Source organism: Bacillus sp. FSL R12-0074, assembly GCF_038005725.1.
Taxonomy (GTDB): Bacteria; Bacillota; Bacilli; order Bacillales; family Bacillaceae_G; genus Bacillus_A; species Bacillus_A mycoides.
Window position 1 is genome coordinate 1,578,130 of record NZ_JBBOTR010000001.1, and the last position, 22,074, is coordinate 1,600,203.

General features: G+C 34.7%; 21 protein-coding genes, 2 other RNA genes and 2 riboswitches. Of the genes, 20 read left to right on the plus strand and 3 right to left on the minus strand.

Annotated features, from left to right (window positions below):
- Window positions 1-18 precede the first annotated feature (18 nt).
- The 6 genes from NSS97_RS08255 to pbuX all read left to right on the plus strand — a co-directional run bounded on the left by NSS97_RS08255 (window position 19) and on the right by pbuX (window position 7,255).
- Window positions 19-1,956, plus strand: coding sequence for an ATP-dependent DNA helicase (locus NSS97_RS08255; RefSeq protein ID WP_002011942.1), 1,938 nt, complete (start codon window positions 19-21; stop codon window positions 1,954-1,956).
- Window positions 1,957-2,074: 118 nt separating this feature from the next.
- The gene (gene ypwA / locus NSS97_RS08260) at window positions 2,075-3,592 is read left to right on the plus strand and encodes a carboxypeptidase (RefSeq protein WP_341112128.1); all 1,518 of its coding nucleotides are present in this window, start codon (window positions 2,075-2,077) and stop codon (window positions 3,590-3,592) included.
- Window positions 3,593-3,640: 48 nt separating this feature from the next.
- Window positions 3,641-4,114 carry a GNAT family N-acetyltransferase gene (locus tag NSS97_RS08265; RefSeq protein WP_107886929.1) on the plus strand — a complete coding sequence of 158 codons (474 nt, stop codon included), beginning with the start codon at window positions 3,641-3,643 and terminating at the stop codon, window positions 4,112-4,114.
- Between the two features lie 156 nt (window positions 4,115-4,270).
- The gene (locus NSS97_RS08270) at window positions 4,271-5,017 is read left to right on the plus strand and encodes a type I methionyl aminopeptidase (RefSeq protein ID WP_107886928.1); all 747 of its coding nucleotides are present in this window, start codon (window positions 4,271-4,273) and stop codon (window positions 5,015-5,017) included.
- A 116-nt stretch (window positions 5,018-5,133) separates the two neighbouring features.
- Window positions 5,134-5,235: riboswitch (purine riboswitch) on the plus strand.
- Window positions 5,236-5,342: 107 nt separating this feature from the next.
- A complete protein-coding gene (locus NSS97_RS08275) occupies window positions 5,343-5,936 on the plus strand; it encodes a xanthine phosphoribosyltransferase (RefSeq protein WP_002086571.1) in 594 nt (197 codons plus the stop codon).
- A gap of 2 nt (window positions 5,937-5,938) precedes the next feature.
- The gene (gene pbuX, locus NSS97_RS08280; protein ID WP_002126498.1) at window positions 5,939-7,255 is read left to right on the plus strand and encodes a xanthine permease PbuX; all 1,317 of its coding nucleotides are present in this window, start codon (window positions 5,939-5,941) and stop codon (window positions 7,253-7,255) included.
- A gap of 15 nt (window positions 7,256-7,270) precedes the next feature.
- Here pbuX and NSS97_RS08285 read toward each other — a convergent pair whose 3' ends face one another.
- On the minus strand, window positions 7,271-8,434 hold the full coding sequence (locus tag NSS97_RS08285; RefSeq protein WP_107886927.1) for a DUF418 domain-containing protein: 1,164 nt from the start codon (window positions 8,432-8,434) through the stop codon (window positions 7,271-7,273).
- A 354-nt stretch (window positions 8,435-8,788) separates the two neighbouring features.
- On the opposite strand from NSS97_RS08285, the gene NSS97_RS08290 reads away from it, so the two are divergent.
- Together NSS97_RS08290 and NSS97_RS08295 are read left to right on the plus strand one after the other, a co-directional pair.
- A complete protein-coding gene (locus tag NSS97_RS08290) occupies window positions 8,789-8,944 on the plus strand; it encodes a hypothetical protein (RefSeq protein WP_002011935.1) in 156 nt (51 codons plus the stop codon).
- A 218-nt stretch (window positions 8,945-9,162) separates the two neighbouring features.
- Window positions 9,163-12,822: a dynamin family protein gene (locus NSS97_RS08295; protein ID WP_107886925.1), complete on the plus strand. Its 3,660-nt coding sequence runs from the start codon at window positions 9,163-9,165 to the stop codon at window positions 12,820-12,822.
- Between the two features lie 3 nt (window positions 12,823-12,825).
- Here the strand turns inward: NSS97_RS08295 and NSS97_RS08300 are convergent, their stop codons facing one another.
- On the minus strand, window positions 12,826-13,080 hold the full coding sequence (locus NSS97_RS08300; RefSeq protein ID WP_341112138.1) for a DUF3931 domain-containing protein: 255 nt from the start codon (window positions 13,078-13,080) through the stop codon (window positions 12,826-12,828).
- A 71-nt stretch (window positions 13,081-13,151) separates the two neighbouring features.
- Between NSS97_RS08300 and NSS97_RS08305 the strand changes: the two genes are divergently transcribed.
- The 5 genes from NSS97_RS08305 to ssrS (NSS97_RS08325) all read left to right on the plus strand — a co-directional run bounded on the left by NSS97_RS08305 (window position 13,152) and on the right by ssrS (NSS97_RS08325) (window position 15,253).
- Window positions 13,152-13,619, plus strand: a complete 468-nt coding sequence (locus NSS97_RS08305) for a GNAT family N-acetyltransferase (RefSeq protein WP_107886923.1) — start codon at window positions 13,152-13,154, stop codon at window positions 13,617-13,619.
- A 21-nt stretch (window positions 13,620-13,640) separates the two neighbouring features.
- Window positions 13,641-13,913 (plus strand): YpbS family protein, encoded by a 273-nt coding sequence (locus NSS97_RS08310; RefSeq protein WP_044438066.1) that lies wholly within the window; start codon window positions 13,641-13,643, stop codon window positions 13,911-13,913.
- Between the two features lie 2 nt (window positions 13,914-13,915).
- Window positions 13,916-14,749: a sulfurtransferase gene (locus NSS97_RS08315; protein ID WP_044438068.1), complete on the plus strand. Its 834-nt coding sequence runs from the start codon at window positions 13,916-13,918 to the stop codon at window positions 14,747-14,749.
- Between the two features lie 116 nt (window positions 14,750-14,865).
- Window positions 14,866-15,048: non-coding RNA, 6S RNA (gene ssrS / locus NSS97_RS08320), on the plus strand.
- Window positions 15,049-15,069: 21 nt separating this feature from the next.
- Window positions 15,070-15,253: non-coding RNA, 6S RNA (gene ssrS, locus NSS97_RS08325), on the plus strand.
- A gap of 54 nt (window positions 15,254-15,307) precedes the next feature.
- Here ssrS (NSS97_RS08325) and NSS97_RS08330 read toward each other — a convergent pair.
- Complete coding sequence (locus tag NSS97_RS08330; RefSeq protein ID WP_107886922.1) at window positions 15,308-15,757, minus strand: hypothetical protein; 450 nt, start codon at window positions 15,755-15,757, stop codon at window positions 15,308-15,310.
- An 83-nt stretch (window positions 15,758-15,840) separates the two neighbouring features.
- Between NSS97_RS08330 and NSS97_RS08335 the strand changes: the two genes are divergently transcribed.
- The 7 genes from NSS97_RS08335 to NSS97_RS08365 all read left to right on the plus strand — a co-directional run bounded on the left by NSS97_RS08335 (window position 15,841) and on the right by NSS97_RS08365 (window position 22,045).
- On the plus strand, window positions 15,841-16,152 hold the full coding sequence (locus NSS97_RS08335; RefSeq protein WP_002126505.1) for a hypothetical protein: 312 nt from the start codon (window positions 15,841-15,843) through the stop codon (window positions 16,150-16,152).
- A 3-nt stretch (window positions 16,153-16,155) separates the two neighbouring features.
- Window positions 16,156-17,391 (plus strand): glutathionylspermidine synthase family protein, encoded by a 1,236-nt coding sequence (locus NSS97_RS08340; protein WP_044438069.1) that lies wholly within the window; start codon window positions 16,156-16,158, stop codon window positions 17,389-17,391.
- Complete coding sequence (locus NSS97_RS08345; protein WP_002086561.1) at window positions 17,388-17,774, plus strand: DUF350 domain-containing protein; 387 nt, start codon at window positions 17,388-17,390, stop codon at window positions 17,772-17,774. Before NSS97_RS08340 ends, NSS97_RS08345 begins: the two co-directional genes overlap by 4 nt.
- Window positions 17,775-17,977: 203 nt before the next feature.
- Window positions 17,978-18,143, plus strand: a riboswitch (M-box (ykoK) riboswitch).
- A gap of 355 nt (window positions 18,144-18,498) precedes the next feature.
- Entirely contained in the window at window positions 18,499-19,224 is a 726-nt protein-coding gene (locus tag NSS97_RS08350; RefSeq protein ID WP_107886921.1) for a P-type ATPase, read from the plus strand.
- Between the two features lie 132 nt (window positions 19,225-19,356).
- The gene (locus tag NSS97_RS08355) at window positions 19,357-20,223 is read left to right on the plus strand and encodes a 5'-3' exonuclease (RefSeq protein WP_002135339.1); all 867 of its coding nucleotides are present in this window, start codon (window positions 19,357-19,359) and stop codon (window positions 20,221-20,223) included.
- Window positions 20,224-20,411: 188 nt separating this feature from the next.
- Window positions 20,412-20,552 carry an FbpB family small basic protein gene (locus NSS97_RS08360; RefSeq protein ID WP_001228050.1) on the plus strand — a complete coding sequence of 47 codons (141 nt, stop codon included), beginning with the start codon at window positions 20,412-20,414 and terminating at the stop codon, window positions 20,550-20,552.
- Window positions 20,553-20,884: 332 nt separating this feature from the next.
- On the plus strand, window positions 20,885-22,045 hold the full coding sequence (locus NSS97_RS08365; protein WP_044438072.1) for an acyltransferase family protein: 1,161 nt from the start codon (window positions 20,885-20,887) through the stop codon (window positions 22,043-22,045).
- Window positions 22,046-22,074: the final 29 nt, after the last annotated feature.

The window sequence follows — 22,074 nt, forward strand, 5'->3', positions numbered from 1 at the left end:
TTTGGTTGGAGGCTAAGGATGTTTACTGAGAATAGGTTACCATTTGAAGTAGGAAAACAAGATAATTTTTATGATAAGTTGAATGAGTGGATTGGAGATGTGTTTTACGACATTCTTCCGGAAAAAGGCTTTGAAGAGCGTGATGAACAGATTTTTATGGCGTTTCAGTTAGAGCGCGCTTTCCAAGAGAAGAAAGTTATGTTTGCAGAAGCAGGTGTAGGAACAGGGAAAACAATTGTATATCTTCTATATGCAATTTGTTATGCACGTTATACAGGGAAGCCGGCTATTATCGCTTGTGCAGATGAAACGTTAATTGAGCAGCTTGTGAAAGAAGAAGGAGACATTGCTAAGTTATCTGAAGCATTAGGGCTATCTGTTGATGTTAGACTTGCGAAGTCAATGGATAATTATTTATGTTTACGTAAACTTGAAGATGTTATGAGTGGACGAGCTCCAGAAGTAATTGAAGATGTATATTACGAATTACCTCAGTTCGTATTCGATCATGGTACGATGCAGAACTTTACTCACTATGGTGATCGAAAAGAATTTCCACTGTTAAATGACGAGGAATGGTCAAAGGTAAACTGGGATTACTTCCAAGATTGCTTCACTTGTGATTCTCGTCATCGTTGTGGTCAAACTCTTTCGCGCGAGCATTATCGTAAAGCGGCAGATTTAATCATTTGTTCTCAAGATTTCTATATGGATCATATTTGGACGTACGAAGCTCGCAAACGTGAAGGACAAATTCCGTTATTACCAGAAAGTAGCTGCGTTGTATTCGATGAAGGGCATCTTGTAGAATATGCAGCTCAAAAAGCTTTAACGTACCGTTTAAAACAAACGATGATGGAGCAACTTTTAACGAGATTATTACAAAATGATATTCGTGAAGAGTTCGCACATTTAGTAGAAGAAACAATTTGGCAAACTGAACAATTCTTTGGGGTACTACAAGAGAATAAAAAGGAAATTGAAGGTTCTGATCGTTTAGAAATTACTGTGACAGAAAAGGTAACTGCAGAAGCGAAAAGACTTTATGCGAAAATCGGTGAAGTCGGTGATGCATTAGTATTTGAAAGTGAAATGCATACAGTAAACACATACGATTTAAATATTGTTGATGAGCATTTAGATGTGTTAGAGCATTCGCTTCGTCTTTTCATGCACGAGAAAAATGTAATTACGTGGGGTGAAGAAGGCGATGGTGCTTTCACGTTAGTTATTATGCCGCGTGCAGTTGAAGAAGTGTTACAAGAAAAAGTATTCTCGAAGAAGATTCCATATATTTTCTCTTCTGCGACATTATCTGACAATGATTCGTTCGCATTTACTGCAAATAGTCTAGGGGTAAAAGATTACTTATCATTCTCAGTTGCTTCGCCGTTTGATTATGAAGAGCAAATGACAGTAAACTTACTTCCGTATACGAAAGAAAATGAATGGGAAAGAAAGTGTCAATATACACTTGAAAATATACAAAAAACAAATGGACGTACACTCGTATTATTCCGTACAACGCAAGAACTTGCAGCGTTTAAAGAATATGTAAGTAAAGAGCAAATGTCAGTTCCGTTCCTATATGAAGGAGATCAAGAAATTAGTCAGCTCGTTTCTCGTTTCCAAAATGAAGAAGAGACTGTACTTTGTGCCGTTCATTTATGGGAAGGTTTAGACATTCCAGGTTCATCATTATCACATGTTATTATTTGGTCATTACCATTCCCTCCAAACGATCCTGTGTTTGAGGCGAAGCGTAAACATGTGAATGATCCATTCTGGGATGTAGATGTGCCTTATATGATTTTACGTCTTCGCCAAGGAATTGGACGTTTAATTCGTACAAGTGAAGATAAAGGTGCTATATCATTATTCTTATCAGATAATGAAGATGAAAAAGTGATAGAAGCAGTGAAGAAAGTACTTCCGGTAGAAGGAAAAGTACTTTAAGCGAAAAAATGTTGTAGGGAAAAGTTTGGCATTTGCCAAGCTTTTTTTCTATTAGAAAAGGAATTTATGTTTCAGTGTCGAAATAAGTTTGAGGTAGAAAAAGGAGGTTTTTTATACTATGACAGTTGCTACATATGAAGTGGAAAAACAATTTTTAACATATGTGAAGAAGATAGAGAATTACGGAGAGGCATTAAGCTTAATGTTTTGGGATTTAAGAACAGGTGCACCAAAGCAAGGAGTAGACCAGCGTTCAGAAGTAATTGGAATGCTTTCATCCGAAGTGTTTGTGATGTCGACTTCAGATGAGATGGGGAACTATTTAACTGAACTAGAATCTTTAATTGTTGAAAATAAACTTTCTGAAACGACAAAGAAAATGGTTGAAGAGTGTCGTAAAGAATATGATAGAAATAAGAAAATTCCACAAGCGGAATATGAAGCGTATGTGAAATTAGAAGCGAAAGCGGAAAGTGTATGGGAAGAAGCTCGCGAAAAATCTGACTTCGAAATGTTCCGTCCGTATTTAGAAAAAATTGTTGAATTCAAAAAGAAGTTTATTACATATTGGGGTTACGAAACGTACAAATATAACACGCTATTAGACATGTATGAGCCGGGAATCACAGTAGAAGTGTTAGATCATGTATTTGGTCAACTACGTGAACGTATCGTTCCGCTTGTGAAAGAAATTTCTGAGTCTAAAAAAGAATTAAAAACAAATGCTTTAGCTGAACATTTTTCAAAAGAAAAACAAAAGAATTTTACTTTAGAGTTATTAAAACAATTGAACTATAACTTTGAAGCGGGTCGTCTTGATGAAACGGTACATCCTTTTGAAATTACATTAAATAGAGGGGATGTTCGTATTACGACTCGTTACGATGAGAAAGACTTCCGTATGGCTGTTTTCGGCACGATTCATGAATGTGGTCATGCTGTATATGAACAAAATATTGCAGAGGAATTTGAAGGTACACCGCTATGTAGTGGAACTTCTATGGGTATTCATGAGTCACAATCATTATTCTTTGAGAACTTTATCGGTCGTAATAAATCATTCTGGAAGAAAAATTATGATTTATTAAAAGAGTATAGCGATGGTCAATTCAATGATATATCAGTAGATGAGTTTTATGATGCGATTAACGAATCGAAGCCATCGTTTATTCGTATAGAAGCAGATGAGCTTACATATCCGCTTCACGTCATGGTTCGTTATGAACTTGAGAAAGAATTATTTGATGGTACATTACAAGTGAAGGATTTGCCAGTGGCTTGGAATGATAAGATGGAAGCATATTTAGGAATTCGTCCGGAAAACGATGCACAAGGTGTATTGCAAGATGTTCACTGGGCTGGTGGTTCATTTGGATACTTCCCATCTTATGCGCTTGGTTATATGTATGCAGCGCAATTTAAACATAGGATGCTAAAGGATATTCCAAACTTTGATGCATTATTAGAAGAAGGAAACGTGACACCAATTCGTGAATGGTTAACAGAGAATATTCACCAATATGGCAAAACGAAAAAACCACTTGAAATTTTAAAAGATGTGACAGGTGAAGGTTTAAATGCAAACTACTTAGCTGATTATTTAGAAGCTAAATATAAAGAGATTTATGAGTTATAAAACAGGAGCTGCTTAATTGCAGCTTTTTTTTATGAGGGAGTGAGAGAAATGGGCTATATGTTTACAGTAATGTCGCAAGCGGAAGCAGAAGAAATTGCATATAACTGGCATTATGAAGGGGAGTATTCCTTTTATGATATAGAGGCAGATGAAGAAGATTTAGCTGAGTTTTTAGAGGATGAGAGTAGAGGGAATCATACATTTTCTGTGAAGGAAAATGGTACTCTCATTGGTTTCTTTAGTTTTAGTAACATAAATAATCAAACGGTTGATATAGGTCTTGGAATGAGACCTGATATAACTGGGAATGGATTTGGTCTACAGTTCGTAAAAGCTGGACTAGCTTTTAGTAAAGAAAAATACGGATGCAATTATATAACACTATCAGTAGCGACATTTAATGAAAGAGCGATTAAAGTGTATAAAAGAGCAGGATTCGAAGCTGTTGGAACGTTTGTACAGAAAACAAATGGTAGTTGTTTTGAGTTTTTGAAAATGAATTATATATGTAAAAATGATTAAAAAACAGAGGAGAGCTTCTGTTTTTTTTTATTTTGATGTAGAAATAAATGATGTTTGTTTTTGTACTTGTTGTAATTAGAAGTTTTGAAATTTTGGAAGAGGATGTGTATGATTGAAGTTTAGTAGCAAATAGCAAGTTTAGTAAGGAGAGGTAGTATGATTACAATTAAAACGAAAAATGAAATAGATTTGATGCATGAATCTGGGAAGTTACTAGCTTCTTGTCATAGAGAAATTGCAAAAATGATGAAACCAGGAATAACGACACAAGAAATTGATACGTTTGTTGAAGCGTATTTAGAAAAGCATGGTGCAACATCTGAACAGAAAGGTTACAACGGGTATCCATATGCGATATGTGCATCTGTAAACGATGAAATGTGTCACGGTTTCCCTAGTGATGTACCTTTACAGGAAGGAGATATTGTGACAATTGACATGGTAGTAAACTTAAATGGTGCGCTCTCGGATTCTGCATGGACGTATATAGTTGGAGATATTTCTGGTGAAGCAAAAAGGTTATTGTTAGTAGCAGAGAGTGCTTTATATAAAGGGATTGAGCAAGCAATAAGTGGTAACCATGTTGGAGATATTGGATACGCAATTGAAAGTTATGTAGCCTCTGAAGGGTTTTCTGTTGCAAGAGACTTTACGGGACACGGAATTGGTAAAGAAATTCATGAGGAACCAGCAATTTTTCATTTTGGTAAGCCAAGGCAAGGACCAGAATTACAAGAAGGAATGGTAATTACAATTGAACCTATTGTAAATGCCGGTATGCGATATTCTAAAGTAGATTTAAACGGATGGACTGCACGGACGATGGATGGGAAATTATCTGCACAGTATGAGCATACAATTGCGATTACGAAGGATGGTCCTATCATATTAACGACGTTGTAATATGAAATGTGAAAGTTTGAAAAACTCGAACAAAAATGGTATTTTCATAAAATTCGTACGTGTTTTTTCGATAAATGCTTTTCAAAGTGAAAAAAGTGCGTTATAATCCTTCTATAAATAAATAAGTTAGCTACACTCATATAATCGCGGGGATATGGCCTGCAAGTTTCTACCGAAGTACCGTAAATACTTTGACTATGAGTGAGGACGAATATATTTGCTTGTTTAGCATTCTTTTTTGCGAAACTCCAAAAGCACGTCTCTCACTTGTAACGAGTGGTGGCGGCTTTTGGAGTTTTTTATTTGCATAAGAGGAGGAACTAACATGAAAGTATTACAAGAAAAGATTTTGAACGAAGGAAAGGTTTTATCTGGTGATGTATTAAAGGTAGATGCATTTTTAAATCATCAAATTGATCCAGTACTTATGCAAGAAATCGGAAAAGAATTCGCTAAGCGTTTTAAAGAAGAGAACATTACAAAAATCGTGACGATTGAATCTTCAGGCATTGCACCAGCGGTTATGGCTGCTTTAGAGCTTGGTGTAAAAGTAGTTTTTGCAAGAAAGCGTAAATCGTTAACGTTACAAGATAATATGTATGTTGCAAACGTATATTCATTTACAAAACAAGAAACGAACGAGATTTCATTATCTCGAAATCATATTGATGAAAATGATCATGTATTAATTATTGATGACTTTTTAGCAAATGGTCAGGCTGCTTTAGGTTTAATGAGTTTAGTAGAGCAAGCCGGGGCAAGTATTGCGGGAATTGGTATTGTTATTGAAAAAGCATTTCAAGATGGAGGAAAGAAGCTGCGTGAACAGGGTGTTCGTGTTGAATCACTAGCAGAAATTGCATCACTTGATAACGGCACAGTTACATTTGTACAGCAAGAAACTGCGGAGGTGAACTAACGATGAAGCAGCACCCATTTAAAATCGCATCGCTTGGTATTCAGCACATGCTTGCCATGTACGCTGGCGCAATTATTGTTCCTCTTATTGTCGGCGGGGGACTTGGTTTAAATCAACAAGAATTAACGTATTTAGTATCGATTGACTTATTAATGTGCGGCGTAGCAACGATTTTACAAGCATTATCAAATCGCTTTTTCGGTATTGGGCTTCCGGTTGTACTTGGTTGTACATTTACAGCGGTTGGACCGATGATTGCAATTGGTAAACAATACGGCGTGTCCTCTATATATGGAGCAATTATTGCTGCGGGATTATTTGTTGTTATTTTCGCGAAATTATTTGGGAAGCTTGTAAAACTGTTTCCTCCTGTTGTAACAGGATCTGTCGTTACAGTTATTGGGGTTACACTTGTTCCAGCAGCTATTAATGATATGGCTGGAGGAGTTGGAAGTAAAGATTTCGGAAGTCTAGAAAATTTAGCGTTAGCATTTGGTGTTTTATTATTTATCATTATTATGTATCGTTTCTTTGATGGATTTATCCGTTCAATCTCTATATTACTTGGTCTTTTGTTCGGTACAATCGTCGCAGCATTTATGGGGAAAGTAAGTTTGCAAGCGGTTGGAGAGGCAGATTGGTTCCACGGTATTCAGCCGTTTTACTTCGGTACACCAACATTTGAATTAACGCCAATTATTACGATGATTCTCGTTGCTTGCGTAGGAATTGTGGAAGCAACAGGGGTATATTTTGCATTATCTGATATTTGTAATAAAAAGATCGGTGAAAAAGAATTAACAAAAGGTTATCGCGCAGAAGGATTAGCAATGGTTCTAGGTGGTATTTTTAACGCATTTCCATACACAACATATTCTCAAAACGTAGGACTTGTTCAATTAACTGGAGTAAGAAATCGCGTCATTATCTATACTTGTGGTGGTATGTTAATTGCTCTTGGGTTTATTCCTAAAATCGCAGCCATTACAACAATTATTCCGAAATCAGTACTTGGCGGTGCAATGCTAGCAATGTTCGGCATGGTTATGGCATATGGTATTAAAATGTTAAGCAGTGTTGATTTTGGAAAACAAGAAAATTTATTAATTGTTGCATGTTCTGTCGGAATCGGACTTGGAGTTACAGTTGTTCCAACGTTATTTTCACAGCTTCCGGAAAACATTCGTATTTTAACAGATAACGGAATTGTACTTGGAAGTGCATCAGCAGTACTTTTAAATATTGTATTTAATATGGTGCCGCAGCGTAAAGTAAAAGAAGAGCCAGTTCCGATGCAAAGTGCAGTAAGAGAAGCATAGAAAAGCAAGGTCTCATTATGAGACCTTGCTTTTCTTTTTAAGTGGCATCATCTTACCGTATGTACCAAGGCGCCAAATGTATTCAAGTGGCCCATATTGGTAACGTGAAAGCCACCAGCGGCTAATAAAGATTTGTAACGTATAAAAGCCGATGCAAAATAGTGGTCCTACCCATAATGGAGCGGGATAATAATTTTTGAAAAATAGGCCGAATACAAGTAACGTAACAATCGTATGCGTGATGTAATTTGTTAACGCCATTCGTCCGACATATTGGAATGGTCGTAATAATTTTTGCCATCTTTCTTTTTGTAATAAGCGCATGAGTGTAAAAATGTAAAAGATGAATAATGTTTTTCCACTAAACCTTGTAAAGGCGCTCATATAAATCGGATCATAAGGTTGTTTTGACAAGAAATAACGAACCATAAAGAACCACATTGGTAATGTTAAAACGAACATAATGATTTGCCATTTTTTTAGTTTTGGATCTAATTCTTTTGAGCGGCGGAAAATATCTTTTTTACCAGCATATAAACCAAGCAAAAATAATCCAACTGTTTCTGGAAGCATGAATGCACTTAGCCCAATTGCTTCAGAATAAAACGCATGGAAACGATTTTGTATTTGTAACATCCAGTCTTCTAATGGCATGATTGGTAAGGAGAGTCCTAGCTCATCTCTTGGCATTAAGGCAATTCCAATGCTAGTAATTAGCATTAAAAATTGAAAAATGCTTAGTAAAACTAATGCCCAAATCAAAATAGTACGAGGTTCTCTCTTATAAAATAACAATAAGAAAAATCCAGCGATTGCATAACTATGTAAGATGTCCCCGTCCCATAAAAGAACGTAATGCAAGAACCCAAATAATAATAAAATAAGCAAGCGGCGAACAAATAAAGTTTTCGGACGATCTGTTTTCGCCTCAGCACGATTCATAAAGATATAAAAACCTAATCCGAATAAAAATGAAAAAATAGTATAAAACTTCGTTTGAATAAACATGTCATAAAATAAGCGAATATAGCTGTCTAATCCATCATAAACGCCGGAAATGTCTCGAGAATCAACACCAGCGATAACTGGCCAGTTAACAAGAAAAATACCTAGTACAGCTATTCCTCTAATAATATCGATGGAATGTATCCTCTCGCCTTGTGAAATATTTTGTGTCATTATTTTCCTCCTTGTTAAGTAATTCCCTTTTATCCCGCATTAACAAGCAGTAAGACTCCCACCTCAAAATTCAGTGAATACGAGGAAGTTAGGTGGGAGATCAACTGCTTGTAAAAGCCTAATTGGTTCAACTAATAATTAGTAGGGATGGGAAATATCCCCACTAATTACAGTTTCACTCTATTATACAAAATGTAAAGAGGAGGGTATATAGGTAATTTCCAATTTTTAAAACTGCTAAGATGTGCATTATGAGATATAATAAGGGTGCACAGCAAGTTTTAAACTTCTTTAAAACAGGCAGTAAAGCTCCTTTTCCCGAAGGAGCTTTCTTTTTTTAGAAATTTGTTGATAATGATTCTCTTTAATGATAAAATGTATTCAAAAGTGATAATCATTATCAAAAAAGGTTGGTGTGTTAATATGGTGTATGCACTTGTTGCAGGAACGATTGCTATATATGTTGGTGTTACAAAGTATGTTTTAAATGGAGTAGGAACAACAAAATGAATACTATTACATAAAATCCCTTTCATTTGTAAAAAGAATGAAAGGGATTTTTTATTTTTGATGTGAATATGCTGAAAATTTAGTATGATAATAAAGTGAAACTTTAATCAGCGGGGAGGTCTATCCCTCACTGATTACTAGCCCGCACGAAACGGGTTTTTACTGCCCACAAATAGCGGGATAAAGTATATACATCTTGGATAAAGGGGAACAAGGGGATGACAAACATAGTACAGACAAACGGTATGAAAAAACTTGTTTGTTTTTATGAAGAGTGGCAAAAAAACGGCGATGTAGAGAATAGTTTGAAGTTGTTTGAAGTGATTCAAAAGTATAAACAAGAGCAGCTTATGCTAGCTTTTTGTGGTCATTTTTCTGCGGGGAAATCGACAATGATGAATCACCTATATAAAGCGCAATTATTACCGACAAGTCCGATTCCAACGAGTGCTAACGTTGTTAAAATTGAAAGAGGATCTGATCGTGTTGTTGTAACGATTAAGTCTGGAGAACAGTATGAATATGACGGCGCATATTCAGCAGAAGAATTAAAACAAATATGTAAAGACGGTGATGAAGTAATTGGTGTTCATATTTATCGAAATGATGCGCCAATTCCTGATGGGGTTATGTTAGTTGATACGCCCGGAATTGATTCTACGGATGATGCCCACCAATTAGCGACGGAATCAACACTGCATCTAGCAGATGTTATTTTCTATATGATGGATTATAACCATGTCCAATCAGAGGTTAACTTACAGTTTGTTAAAGAATTGAAACAACGTAATAAAACGGTTTATCTCGTTGTAAACCAAATAGATAAACATAAAGCAAATGAGTTATCGTTTGAAGAGTATAGAGATAGTGTAAAACAGTCTTTTTCTAACTGGGATATTGAAGTAGACGGTATTTTCTATACATCATTGCGAATGATGAATCATCCATACAATGAAATTCAAAGTTTAGAAGCATTAATCTTTTCTATCATGAAAGAAAAAGAGCAGTATGTAAGAAAGGGAATGGAGCGAGAAACAGAATATTTACTGCAAGAACATTGTTCGTTTATTCTTTCTGAAAATGAAAAACATCTCATGAAATATGAAGAAGAATTAACATCACCACTGTCACTTTCAGAGATAGTTGAAAAAAAGGAAGAGTTAACTGAAAATAAAAATCGGGTGGCTAGTAAAGAATCTGATGTGAGAAATGAATTTATAAAAGGTTTACAAGCCATATTAGATAACGCGTATTTAATGCCATTTGAAATGAGAGAATTGGCAAATAAATATTTAGAAACGAAATTAACGAAGTTTAAAGTTGGCTTGTTATTTGCGAAAGGAAAGACGGAGCAAGAAAAACAGAGACGTGTAGATGCTTTTTATTCTGCTCTTCAAAAGACTGTTGAAACGCAACTTGATTTTCATGTGAAAGAATTTATTGTAGCCTTCTTAAAAGAAGAAGGGTTATTTACAGAGGAAATAGGGAAAGACATATATGCGTTAGAAATTGCTTTCGGACCGGAAGTGTTGGCTGAAACAATTAAACAGGGGGCTGGATTTACCGGTGATTACTTACTTCTTTATACTGCTGACGTTGCAAATGAGTTAAAGAAAAGATACTTTATGAAATCTCAGCAAATCTTTGGAAAAAGTACGGGTATATTGCAGAAGAAAGTGAAGATAGAGATTGCTCGTATTGAAGAAGAAATTGAAAAATACACGATGTTACAAACAGCAAAAGAAACAAAATTACAATACATTAAGACGTATGAGGAATATGAGAGCTATTTAGGAGATATTTGGAATGAAAATGTTTCTATACCAGATGGATTGCAAATAGACGAAATATTACAAAGTAAAAAACAAGTTGTTAGTGAGAAGTTTAAACTACAAGAGCAAGAAATTGTAAATGATAACGTAGCGGCTAGTGAAGAAGAGATTAAAGGAACGAAAGCTTTAAATATTCAGCGTATATTAGAAAAAGTGAAGAAAGCTGAAACGATATTAGATCCATTGCCTACACTGAAACATCTACAGCAAGAAGTAGTTGGAAAAAGACAGCGTGTAGAAACGAAGCAATTTACAGTAGCGTTATTTGGAGCTTTTAGTGCTGGGAAATCATCATTTGCTAACGCATTGCTCGGTGAAAAGGTACTTCCTGTATCACCAAACCCAACGACAGCAACAATAAATCAAATTTTGCCAGTTACAGAAGATAAACCACATGGAACGGTAATTGTCCAGTTTAAGTCAGAGCAAGCGCTGTTAGAAGATATGAAAGCTGTTTATAAAATGTTTCACTATGAAATTGCTACATTGGAAGAAGCGTTAACGAAAATTGATCAAATTATGAAATACCCTTCACCAAGCGGGAAGCAAAAAACAACATTTAGCTTTTTGCGAGCGGTACAAAAAGGATATGACGCAGTTGCTAATCATTTAGGGGAACAATTACAAGTTACGTTAGAGGAGTTCTCTGATTATGTAGCTAATGAAGAAAAATCATGCTTTGTTGAGTACATGGAGCTTTATTATGATTGTGCTTTAACAAGGCAAGGAGTAGCTCTTGTAGATACACCAGGGGCGGATTCTATTAACGCGCGCCATACGGATGTTGCATTCCAGTATATTAAAAACGCAGATGCTATTTTATTCGTAACATACTATAATCATGTTTTCTCTCGTGCGGATCGTGAATTTTTAATTCAGCTCGGTCGTGTAAAGGATACATTTGCACTTGATAAAATGTTCTTCTTAATAAATGCTGCCGATTTAGCACAATCTGAAGAAGAACTTGAAATGGTAAAAGGTTATATTGCGGATCAGCTCTTGCAATACGGTATTAGAAATCCACGTTTATTTGCAATTTCAAGTTTATGTGCGCTTGAAGAAAAGCAAGGGAAAAGTATTGATAAAGAAAAGTATGGTATTTTACAAAACTCCGGGATTACTAAGTTTGAAGAATCATTTACGTCCTTTATGATGAGGGATTTAATGCTTGTATCTGTGCATGCTTTATATGGTGCATTGCAAGGAGCGAATCAGCTTCTTGTAAATATGATAAATGGCGCAAAGCAGGGAAATGATGAGAAAGAGAAGCAAACAAAAAAATATGAAGCAGAGCGTAATCAGCTACTTCATATTATTTCATCATATAGTGTACTTGCTGAAGAGCAAGCAATGCAAAATGAAGTGAAAGAATTGCTTTATTATGTACACCAACGTCTATTTTTACGCTATAACGATGTGTTTACTGAATTTATTAATCCGGCGTCGTTACGAACAGATGGGAATGTGAAAATGCAGTTGCAGCAATGTGTAATGGAATTAGTTTCATTTATTCAACATGATTTATTACAAGAAATGCGTGCGACATCATTACGTCTTGAAAAATGGATAGATGAAGCGATGAAGCGTGCAAAGGATGAAATTGTTGTGAATTGCAAAGTGGAAAATGAATCGATTTCTATGGGTGGAACAGTGGATTATGAATATAAAATTATTACACATAAAGAGCCGTTTCCTTCAATAGAAATAAAAGATTTTAAAAAGGCACTAGCACATTTTAAAAATGAGAAAAGCTTTTTTGAAAAAAATGATAAAGCTTTTATGCAAGAAGACGCTAAAGGAGTGTTAGAACCTTTCGTATCAAACTATGTAGTTGATGAAGAAGATTTATTCGTTCATCATTATAAGCAAGAGTGGGATGCAAAATGGAACCTATTCCAAAAAGTGATGCAGCAAGATGTTGAGAATTATTATGAAAGTATATTATTCGCTTTAGCTGAAACAATTGATGTATCACTATACGAACAAAGTAAAGAAGAGCTACAAAAGCAGTTAGTAGAAATTGAAAAAGAAATTTATATTAAATAGCTGTTATGAAAAAAAGATTCGTTCAATTTTCTTTTGTAGTACAGTATCTAAAGATTTTACAAACCCTGCAAACTCATCAGTAGAAATCATATGGGTAAGAACTAAGCGTCTGCCGTCTGGTGTTTCACCGCATAAGACGAATGAAGAAAACTCATACGTTTTGCTTTCTACTACTAATTTTGGATAGGAATATGTGTCGCTCTTCTTTTTCTTTCCATCAATAGAGATGACGTTGCATGTTTTCTCATTGTTGTCCATGGTGAATCCCTCCTTTCTATTATCTATGGTAGACAAGGGGGGGTTAGAACAATAGAGGAGGGGGAATTTTTATGTCTGTTGTCATAGAGCGTATTTCGAAAGAAGCTATACCGAAATCTTTATTACTCCTTGCTGATCCAAGTGAAAGCCAAATTGATGCATATGTAAAGAGTGGGTTTACGTATATAGCTAAACAAGAAGAAAGAATCATCGGCGTATATGTGCTTTTGGAAACAAGACCAAGGACAATGGAAATTATGAATATTGCGGTTGTAGAGCATTTGCAAGGAAAAGGGATTGGAAAGCAGCTATTAAGTCATGCCGTAGAAACTGCTAAAGGATATGGTATGTCAAAACTTGAAGTTGGTACAGGCAATTCTAGTGTTTCACAACTTGCTTTATATCAAAAATGTGGATTTCGTATTTTTTCTATTGATTTTGATTACTTTTCAAAGCATTATGAAGAAGAGATTATTGAAAATGGAATTGTATGTCGTGATATGATTCGGCTTGCAATGGGATTGAATAAGAACGTATAACTTATTTAGGGGGAAGAGAAGATGGAAGTACATAAAGCTATTACAGCACATTCTCGTAAACAAAATGAAAGTGTAAAAGCATGTTTACAATTAGATGCGCAGCGTGAAGCAGCTATTGAAGCAGCCGTATCTCTTGCGTCAAAGGGGAAAGAATTTTCGGTTGATGTTATTAATGTTGTAACAAAGCAAATTAATGAACTTGCAAAAAATGGTGTTACACTGCAGCGTAAATTTGTTACAGAAGAAATGGTTATGGAGTATGTAAGTCGTTTGCAAGAGAAAGAAGGTCGTTAAAGATGATAGTTACAGTCGAATGGTTACGTGAGCATATAGAAGATGAGAATGTCCGTATAATCGATTGTCGTTTTGATTTAGCGAATCCTAATTGGGGTAGAGAAAAGTATGAGGAAGAACATATTCTTCATGCGTTATATTTTGATTTGAATGTAGATTTATCAAGTCCTGTAACAGAACATGGTGGTCGCCATCCATTGCCGAATATAGAGGAGTTTGCAGACAAGCTTTCACAAGCTGGTATTGGTGAACATACGACAGTAATTGCATACGACAGTCAAGCGGGTGCAAATGCTTCTCGTCTCTGGTGGTTATTAAACTATGTAGGACATGAGAAAGTATATATATTAGATGGCGGATTTCCAGCTTGGAAAGAGAATGGACTACACACAACGCCGAATATCCCAGTTATTGCACGAAAACCTTTTATACCGGAAATACAAGAAAATATGCTTGTAACGATGGAAGATGTGAGAGGGAATATTCGTGCAGGTGCAAATATGACATTAATTGATTCTAGGGAACCAAAACGTTATGCTGGTGCGGAAGAGCTCGTTGATTTGAAGGCAGGGCATATTCCGACGGCAGTAAACTATTTTTGGAAAGATGGGATTTTAGAATCGGGACACTTTAAAAACGAAGAGGAACAGCAAGGGCGTTTCCAAAATCTTGATAAAGAGAAGGAAACAATCGTATATTGTGGTTCTGGTGTTACAGCGTGTCCGAACATAGTTGCATTAAAATTAGCTGGTTTTCAAAATGTTAAATTGTATACAGGTAGCTGGAGTGATTGGATTTCTTATCCAGAAAATCAAATTGCAAAAGAAGAAGATTAATCACTTGCATGCAAAAATAATTTGTATTAAAATAAGGTCACAAGCAAGAGATTGCTTCAAAAAAATTATATTTTACACATTGGAAACAATGTGATAATATAACGACAAGTAAATAATACATCCTGCGGTGTGCGTAACTTATTTATGTCTAAAACCGATGTTAGTTTTACGGAAGCTCAATATTTAGTGACCATTATCAAGCCTTCCTTGTGGAGGAAGATATACGGTAACTGTGAGGGCATCCACCTGCGAGTAGCGGGTTTTTGGACATTTACGAGAGACGGCACTTGCGGGGGTCTTATTTCAACTAATAGTATATAAAATTCCTACGGTGTACGTAGCTTGTGTATGTCTTAAACCAATAAGTATAATGCGGAAGTTCAATATTTAAATGTAGATAGCAGGCCATCTTTTTAAGAAGGAAGTTACAAACATTTGTGAGAACATCCACCTGTGAAAGCAGGTTTATGGACATCTATAGATAACGGCATATGTGGGACTATATAAAAAACCTTACGTTTTATACGTAAGGTTTTTTGTTGAATAAATATACTCATGTTATCTAGATTTACCTGTAAAGTTCCCATAATAAATATAGCACTTGCGGTCTTCATCAATTTCTCTTGAATCGAGGGTGAATTCCAAATGTATTCCATCCCGTTGAATATGTATAATATCTGAATGGAGAGAGGGTAAGATATCCTCGTAATTCCAAATATCTTTACTTTCTATCATAATTGAGCAGGTTTCCTTTAGTTCTCTAATTTCAAAACCTATGTGCGAGTATGTAGGATCTGAAGGGTCGTTGGAAAAAACTTCTTTTTGTATATATAACACTGCTGTTCCGTCTGGATCTACTGAAGTTGCAGTAACGATATATGTATTTCCATCTTTTGTAAAATATTCACAAGTCATGCGCGCGACAATTTCAGAATTAGAAATATTTGCGTAGTTCCATAAAGCTGGATACCCGTTTGTTTCATCATTGAGCCGATATTCCAATCGCATTTTATCCCTCTTCTTCCTTTTTCTTCTACTTTATCATGACATCTTATATAATAGAAATATAATTTAAAAAGGGGAGTGCAAAGGTGACAAAAACGAAATGGCTAGTAGGTGGTGTCCTAACATCTTTAATGACGGGCACTTTATTTGGCTGCGCGCAAGATATTCCCCCCGAACCGAATGATAATAGTTGTTCTGATTGGGATTGGGATGATGAGCTTGGTGTTTGGCAGTGTGATGATAGTAGTTCAGGTTATCGTGGACATTACTTTTATGGTGGTACATACTATCAAAATAAATCCACCTTCAAAAATTCATCAGAGTTTAAAACTTATCAATCTTCGGCCGAATTTAAAGGTGGAATTGGAAGCGGTTCAAAAGGTGGATTTGGAGGTTAAAATATGTCGCAATACATAAAGAAAAGAAAAGAATTTTATTCGAATTATCCTCATTTCTGGTCGGATTTATATGAATGTGAGTATAGTTTGTTTCATGTTTTCCCGATAACAGAGCAAACGATGAAACAATTACAAGTAGCAACTGAACGAATGGGAAAAATATTTTTTAAGACTGCTAGGGTTCTTCGGAATTTATCTAATGAACAGCTTCTTGAACTCGGTTTTCCAACTGCAAGCTTGCCTTTTATTAGACTGAAAGGGATGTATCCTGAATCTGTTATTTCACGATTTGATTTTGCTTTAACAGAGGATAATCGTATTAAAATGCTTGAGTTTAATAGTGATACTCCAACTTTTATTGTGGAATGCTTTCAAATGAATGGAAAAGTTTGTGAAGAACTTGACTATGATGATCCAAATGCAAATCAAGAGCGCTTACTTTCTTCTGGTATTACAAAAGCCGTAATGGAGTTTACAAAAGGAATGGAAGATCCAAATGTTGTTTTCACAGCTCATCCTGAACATATAGAAGATTGGAATACGACTATGTATTTGAGTGGGCTATGTCATGTTGAAAATAAAGTGATGCCAATGACAGAACTTAGAATTACAGATGATGCTTTAGTAGATAGAGATGGTTTACCAATTGATGTTTTGTATCGCCAAACATATCCAATTGAAGACTTAATTGAAGATCAAGATCCCGAAACGGGGGATTTGGTGGGAGTAGAACTTTTGCAACTTGTAAAAGAAGGAAAGCTTTTTATTATAAATCCTTTGTCGGCCTTTTTACTTCAGCCGAAATCAATTCAATGTCTTATTTGGGGATTAGCAGAAGAAGGTGCTTTTTACACAAGTGAGGAACAAAAGTGGATTAAAGAATATATGCTTCCTACATATTTAGAGCCAGATTTATTTTTGGGGAAAAGTCCTTTCGTTCAAAAACCTTCGTTCGGTAGGGAAGGTGACACGATTACGATTCGTGATAAGAATACAAATATTATGATTCGAAATGCACATGAAACATATAAATCGTCACTGCCTATATTTCAGAAATATACAGAGCTTCCAGTTGTATTTTTGGAAACTGAAAAAGGAATTGAGAAGCTGTCGTACGTGTTTGGGGCTTTTTTAATTGCTGGAAAAGCGAGCAGCATCGGTATACGTGCCGGAGAAAAAATTACGGGAAATGAATCGTATTATTTACCGGTAGGTATTAAGAAGGAGGAAAATAAATGATTAATTTTTTACTATATTTAGCAGTATCACTTGTACTTTTGTGTATCGGTCTTTTTCTTATGGAAGTGACAACGAAAGTTAAGGAATTTAAGTTAATGGCTCAAGGGAATAAAGCGGTAAGCTATGTACTTGGAGGAAGACTACTTGGTCTTGCTATCGTTTTATATTCAACGGCTGCTAATTCTATTTCAATTCTTGATATGGTTTCATGGGGAGCTGTTGGGATCTTAGCTCAAATTATTGTCTTTTATTTAGCGGAATGGCTTACACCACGTTTTAATATTAATAAAAGTCTTGAAGAAGATAATCAAGCAGTTGGTCTTTTCCTTATGTTTTTATCACTTTCCATCGGAATTGTAATTGCTGGTTGTGTAACGTATTAAAACCCTTACATTTTAACGTAAGGGTTTTATTTTTCATTTGCTAATTTTTTGCAATATGTGTTCAATTAATTTATGTAGCCGAACGCTGAGCAGGATGCGTATTAGTGTACTAAACTCGAGATAGTTATTGTAATAAGGAAAAGTTTCCATACAAAGTGTTGACATCTATTTTAAATAAGAGTAACATTTTCTATGTAATTATAATAAGTCTCTGTTAGGTGAGGCTCCTGTATAGAGAAATGCTACTGCCCAAAAATGTCGAGAGACGCCAATGGGTCAACAGGAATGATCGAATTAAGGTTTTTCTTAACGTAGCTGGTAATGAACCTATGCTATACAGTGCTAAAACTCGGCGAGGGAGAGGTCCGTAGATTTCTAATTGTTATTATATTAGGAATCGCTTATTTGTGTATGCAATGACCTTTGCTCTCTTATGAGTAAGGGTCTTTTTTGTTAGCAAGCTATGAGTAATTTCATAGTATAGATTATAACTAAAAAATTAAAGAGGAGGTGAGGAGCATGTCAAATTCTGACTCGGTTCCGTTACCCATATACTTCAAATCAAAAATATATGATGTAGGCAGGAAACGACTTGTTCCTCCCTCTATATTTATCATAATGTAGCGTTTATTCGAGTATTTAAGCGCTAGACACTTTCACAGTAAAGTGGATAAATTGAGAAACAAAGCGTTTCTTCCTATGTTGTAAAGGAGGAGACGATAATATGTTATATGTAAATAAAAGTGTGGGTAACACTTCGTATAAATTAAGTAAAAAAGCAATGAAAGAACAAACAATGCTTCAAAAAAATAAAGATTTATTAATTGAAATTGCAACAAGAGATGTAAAATCTGTATTTGCGTATTTTAAAACAACAAGAGACGGACTATCTATGAAAGAGGCACAAAAGCGTATTCAAGTATACGGTCGAAATGAATTAACTTCAAAAAGAGCGCGTATTGCGGAAGTAATGATGAAGCTAAGTGGAATGATCCCAGGTCTTTCAAAACAAAATATGGGTGATGAATTACAATGTGAAACAGTTACTGTTTCTAGAGTAGCTGGCTGTAGCGTAACAGGGCTAAACAGTGAACTGAAAATGATGAAATTACCAATACAAGAGCTTGTACCTGGAGATATGATTTTTCTTTCAGAGGGCGATACAGTGCCAGCAGATGTACGTATTATTTATGCAAATGATTTATTAGTAAATGAATCTATGCTGACAGGAAATGATGCTAGTATTGAGAAATTTGAAAGTTGCTATCATCTTGAACGTAAACGATTTATTCCATTAAAACGGATGAAAGACTATAATCCACTTGAACTTGAAAATGTATGTTTCAAAGGTACGTATATTGTTGACGGAAATGCAAAGGCTGTAGTTGTTTCGACAGGTAAAAATACGTATTCAGGAATACTTCATACGTGCTGCGATAGAATGTCTTAATGTGTTAATGATGCTAAATATACAAAAACAATGTATAATAGACAAAGTTGAACAGAAACGTAGAATGGTAATCTATATATAACCTTACGTGATAACGTGAGGTTATTATTTTTTGTTAGTAGGAGAGGAATTATGAAAAAAGTATTATTAGTTGATGGTATGGCACTATTATTTCGTGCTTTTTACGCAACAAGTGTATATGGACAATTTATGAAACGACAAGATGGTACCCCGACGAATGGGATTCATGGTTATATGAAGCATTTATTAACAGCAACACAAGCAATCGAACCAACGCACATTGTAACGTGCTGGGATATGGGAAGTACGACATTTAGAACGGAATCTTTCTCGAATTATAAAGCAAATCGTGCAGCACCGCCGGAAGAATTAATTCCGCAATTTGATTTAGTGCAAGAAATGACTGCGAAATTATCTATGCCTGTAATCGGTATGAAAGGTTATGAAGCGGATGATTGTATCGGTACGCTTGCAAAACAATATTGCAATGAAGCGGAAGTTTATATTTTGACAGGTGATACAGATTTACTTCAACTTGTTGATACGAATGTTACAGTTATGCTTCTTCGTAAAGGAATTGGAAATTACGAGTATTACACACCGGAAAAAATCATGGAAGAGAAAGGTGTAGAACCTTGGCAAATTGTTCATGCGAAAGCTTTCATGGGAGATACAAGTGATAATTATCCGGGTGTAAAAGGTATTGGTGAAAAAACAGCGTATAAGCTGATTCAAGAATACGGGACAGTATCGGCAGTGCTAGAAAATATAGCATCATTAACGAAAGCGCAGCGCACAAAAATTGAAAGTGATTTAGAGAATTTAAATATCTCTTTACAATTAGCGCAAATTCATTGTGAAGTTCCAATTTCATGCTTATTAGAAGAAGGGTTACACACAATGGACGAAGAAAAACTACGCTTTGTTTGTAACGAAATGAATTGGGGAAGACCTGAAATATTAATTAATATGCTTTAAAGAGCATGGAAAGGTTGATCAAATATATTTTTGATTAACCTTTCTTTTTTTTGTTCACAAAGTTGTCAGAAAATAAACGGAATTTTCATCTGAAGTTCAAATGGAATTCACAACAATCAATTATTATAAGAACACACAGATAATTCCTTATCTTTTATATAAACCATCCCCCAAGGAGGAAAATAAACATGCGAAAAAAAGTGAGAAAATCCTTTAAACAATTATTAATAGAAAATAAACAATCCCTACTAACTAATAAAGAGAATATGAAAGAAATTGAAGAACGGATTGAGAAACGACATGTAGCATATAATGGTGCTAATAATTAAATAAAATAAAAAAGATAGCCTATAAATAAAGGCTATCTTTTTTATTTTATATTGAAAAAACACTAGTCCTCTCTTTAATTTTGTAAGTATGCAACATATTTTTATAGTGTTTTTCTAACAATATTACCCATTTTTCGAGGTTGAAATTGGTATATACCAATTTCGAAGATTCGCTATTCATAATATTACAAAAAATGTTACAATACACTCAAATTTATACTATAAAATCATTTTAATATGAAAAATTGGAATGAAAAGAAAGGAGAGGAATATGAATAAAGATGTCGCTTTGAAATGATTATTATCATTTCATTAGGAGTTGATGTAAAACGATGGAGAGGCATGAAGAACTGGATTCTATAAGAGGAATTTCTTCATTGGTAGTAATGATTGGTCATTATTTGATGATTTTCTCAGCATTTCAAAATTACAGTTATGAAGATAATAAACCATTTGTTGTATATCTATTAAAAGAAACGCCTGCACGTCTTATTTTTAGTAGTGGTAACGAATCTGTTATTATCTTTTTTGTTTTGAGTGGATTTGTTTTGTATGAATCTATTCAAAAAACAAATAGTAGCTATGGATCATACCTTTTAAAACGTATATGCAGAATATACATTCCATATATTGTGGCAATAGTCATAGCTATTATATGCCAGACTACAATAAGTAAATATGGTATTTCTTATTTAAGCGAATGGTTTAATCGCTCATGGACGATTGAAAGTTCTTTAAGTCTAATAGCACAGCATGTTTTATTGGTTGGGAAATATAATACAGATACATATAACAGTGTGATTTGGTCACTTGTACATGAAATGCGAATATCTATAATTTTCCCGTTAGTTTTGATGGTTTGTTTACGCAAAACAGTAAGGGGTTCATTACTATCATTGTTTAGTTTTAGTATATGTTCTGTCGTGATATTATTTTTATTTCGCTCGAGTTTAACATTAACAAGCTATGTATTAACGTTGCATTACACAGTGCTGTTTTTACTAGGAGCACTAGTTGCGAAGTATAAAAATAATTTAATAGCTTTTTATAGTAATTGTACTAAAAATACGAAAATCACATGGTTTTTATTTGCGATTTTACTTTATATGTATGAAGGGCTTATTGGAGAAATTAAAGTGCTCAATAATTTTATATTTCGAGACTACGTAGTAGCGATAAGCGCATGTCTATTTGTCATATTAAGCCTTTCAGTGTCAACATTTTCAACCTTGCTACGCAATAAATACTTGTTGTATTTGGGGAAAATTTCTTACAGTCTTTATTTGTATCATCTTATATCATTATTTTCCTTAATATACATGCTCAATGAAATATTACCGCTAACTATTATTTTGATTATGTCGCTCATTCTTTCTTTTATACTTGCAACGATTTCATATTTGTTTGTAGAGAAATTTTCATTCAGATTAGGAAAGTATATAACAAAACAAGCAGATATAGAAAAGAAAGGGTTATCTGTACAAAATGATTAACAGGATGCTATTCATAAAAAGGCGGTGGA

Bases quoted from the DNA above. Each gene is read 5' to 3' on its own strand.
- NSS97_RS08305 (WP_107886923.1), top strand. From the start codon at position 13,152: ATGTCTGTTGTCATAGAGCGTATTTCGAAAGAAGCTATACCGAAATCT.
- NSS97_RS08345 (WP_002086561.1), top strand. From the start codon at position 17,388: ATGATTAATTTTTTACTATATTTAGCAGTATCACTTGTACTTTTGTGT.
- NSS97_RS08265 (WP_107886929.1), top strand. From the start codon at position 3,641: ATGGGCTATATGTTTACAGTAATGTCGCAAGCGGAAGCAGAAGAAATT.
- NSS97_RS08290 (WP_002011935.1), top strand. From the start codon at position 8,789: ATGATTCTCTTTAATGATAAAATGTATTCAAAAGTGATAATCATTATC.
- NSS97_RS08360 (WP_001228050.1), top strand. From the start codon at position 20,412: ATGCGAAAAAAAGTGAGAAAATCCTTTAAACAATTATTAATAGAAAAT.
- NSS97_RS08285 (WP_107886927.1), bottom strand. From the start codon at position 8,434: ATGACACAAAATATTTCACAAGGCGAGAGGATACATTCCATCGATATT.
- NSS97_RS08275 (WP_002086571.1), top strand. From the start codon at position 5,343: ATGAAAGTATTACAAGAAAAGATTTTGAACGAAGGAAAGGTTTTATCT.
- NSS97_RS08295 (WP_107886925.1), top strand. From the start codon at position 9,163: ATGACAAACATAGTACAGACAAACGGTATGAAAAAACTTGTTTGTTTT.
- NSS97_RS08365 (WP_044438072.1), top strand. From the start codon at position 20,885: ATGGAGAGGCATGAAGAACTGGATTCTATAAGAGGAATTTCTTCATTG.
- NSS97_RS08340 (WP_044438069.1), top strand. From the start codon at position 16,156: ATGTCGCAATACATAAAGAAAAGAAAAGAATTTTATTCGAATTATCCT.
- NSS97_RS08310 (WP_044438066.1), top strand. From the start codon at position 13,641: ATGGAAGTACATAAAGCTATTACAGCACATTCTCGTAAACAAAATGAA.
- ypwA (WP_341112128.1), top strand. From the start codon at position 2,075: ATGACAGTTGCTACATATGAAGTGGAAAAACAATTTTTAACATATGTG.
- NSS97_RS08255 (WP_002011942.1), top strand. From the start codon at position 19: ATGTTTACTGAGAATAGGTTACCATTTGAAGTAGGAAAACAAGATAAT.
- NSS97_RS08350 (WP_107886921.1), top strand. From the start codon at position 18,499: ATGTTATATGTAAATAAAAGTGTGGGTAACACTTCGTATAAATTAAGT.
- NSS97_RS08270 (WP_107886928.1), top strand. From the start codon at position 4,271: ATGATTACAATTAAAACGAAAAATGAAATAGATTTGATGCATGAATCT.
- NSS97_RS08330 (WP_107886922.1), bottom strand. From the start codon at position 15,757: ATGCGATTGGAATATCGGCTCAATGATGAAACAAACGGGTATCCAGCT.
- pbuX (WP_002126498.1), top strand. From the start codon at position 5,939: ATGAAGCAGCACCCATTTAAAATCGCATCGCTTGGTATTCAGCACATG.
- NSS97_RS08315 (WP_044438068.1), top strand. From the start codon at position 13,916: ATGATAGTTACAGTCGAATGGTTACGTGAGCATATAGAAGATGAGAAT.
- NSS97_RS08300 (WP_341112138.1), bottom strand. From the start codon at position 13,080: ATGGACAACAATGAGAAAACATGCAACGTCATCTCTATTGATGGAAAG.
- NSS97_RS08355 (WP_002135339.1), top strand. From the start codon at position 19,357: ATGAAAAAAGTATTATTAGTTGATGGTATGGCACTATTATTTCGTGCT.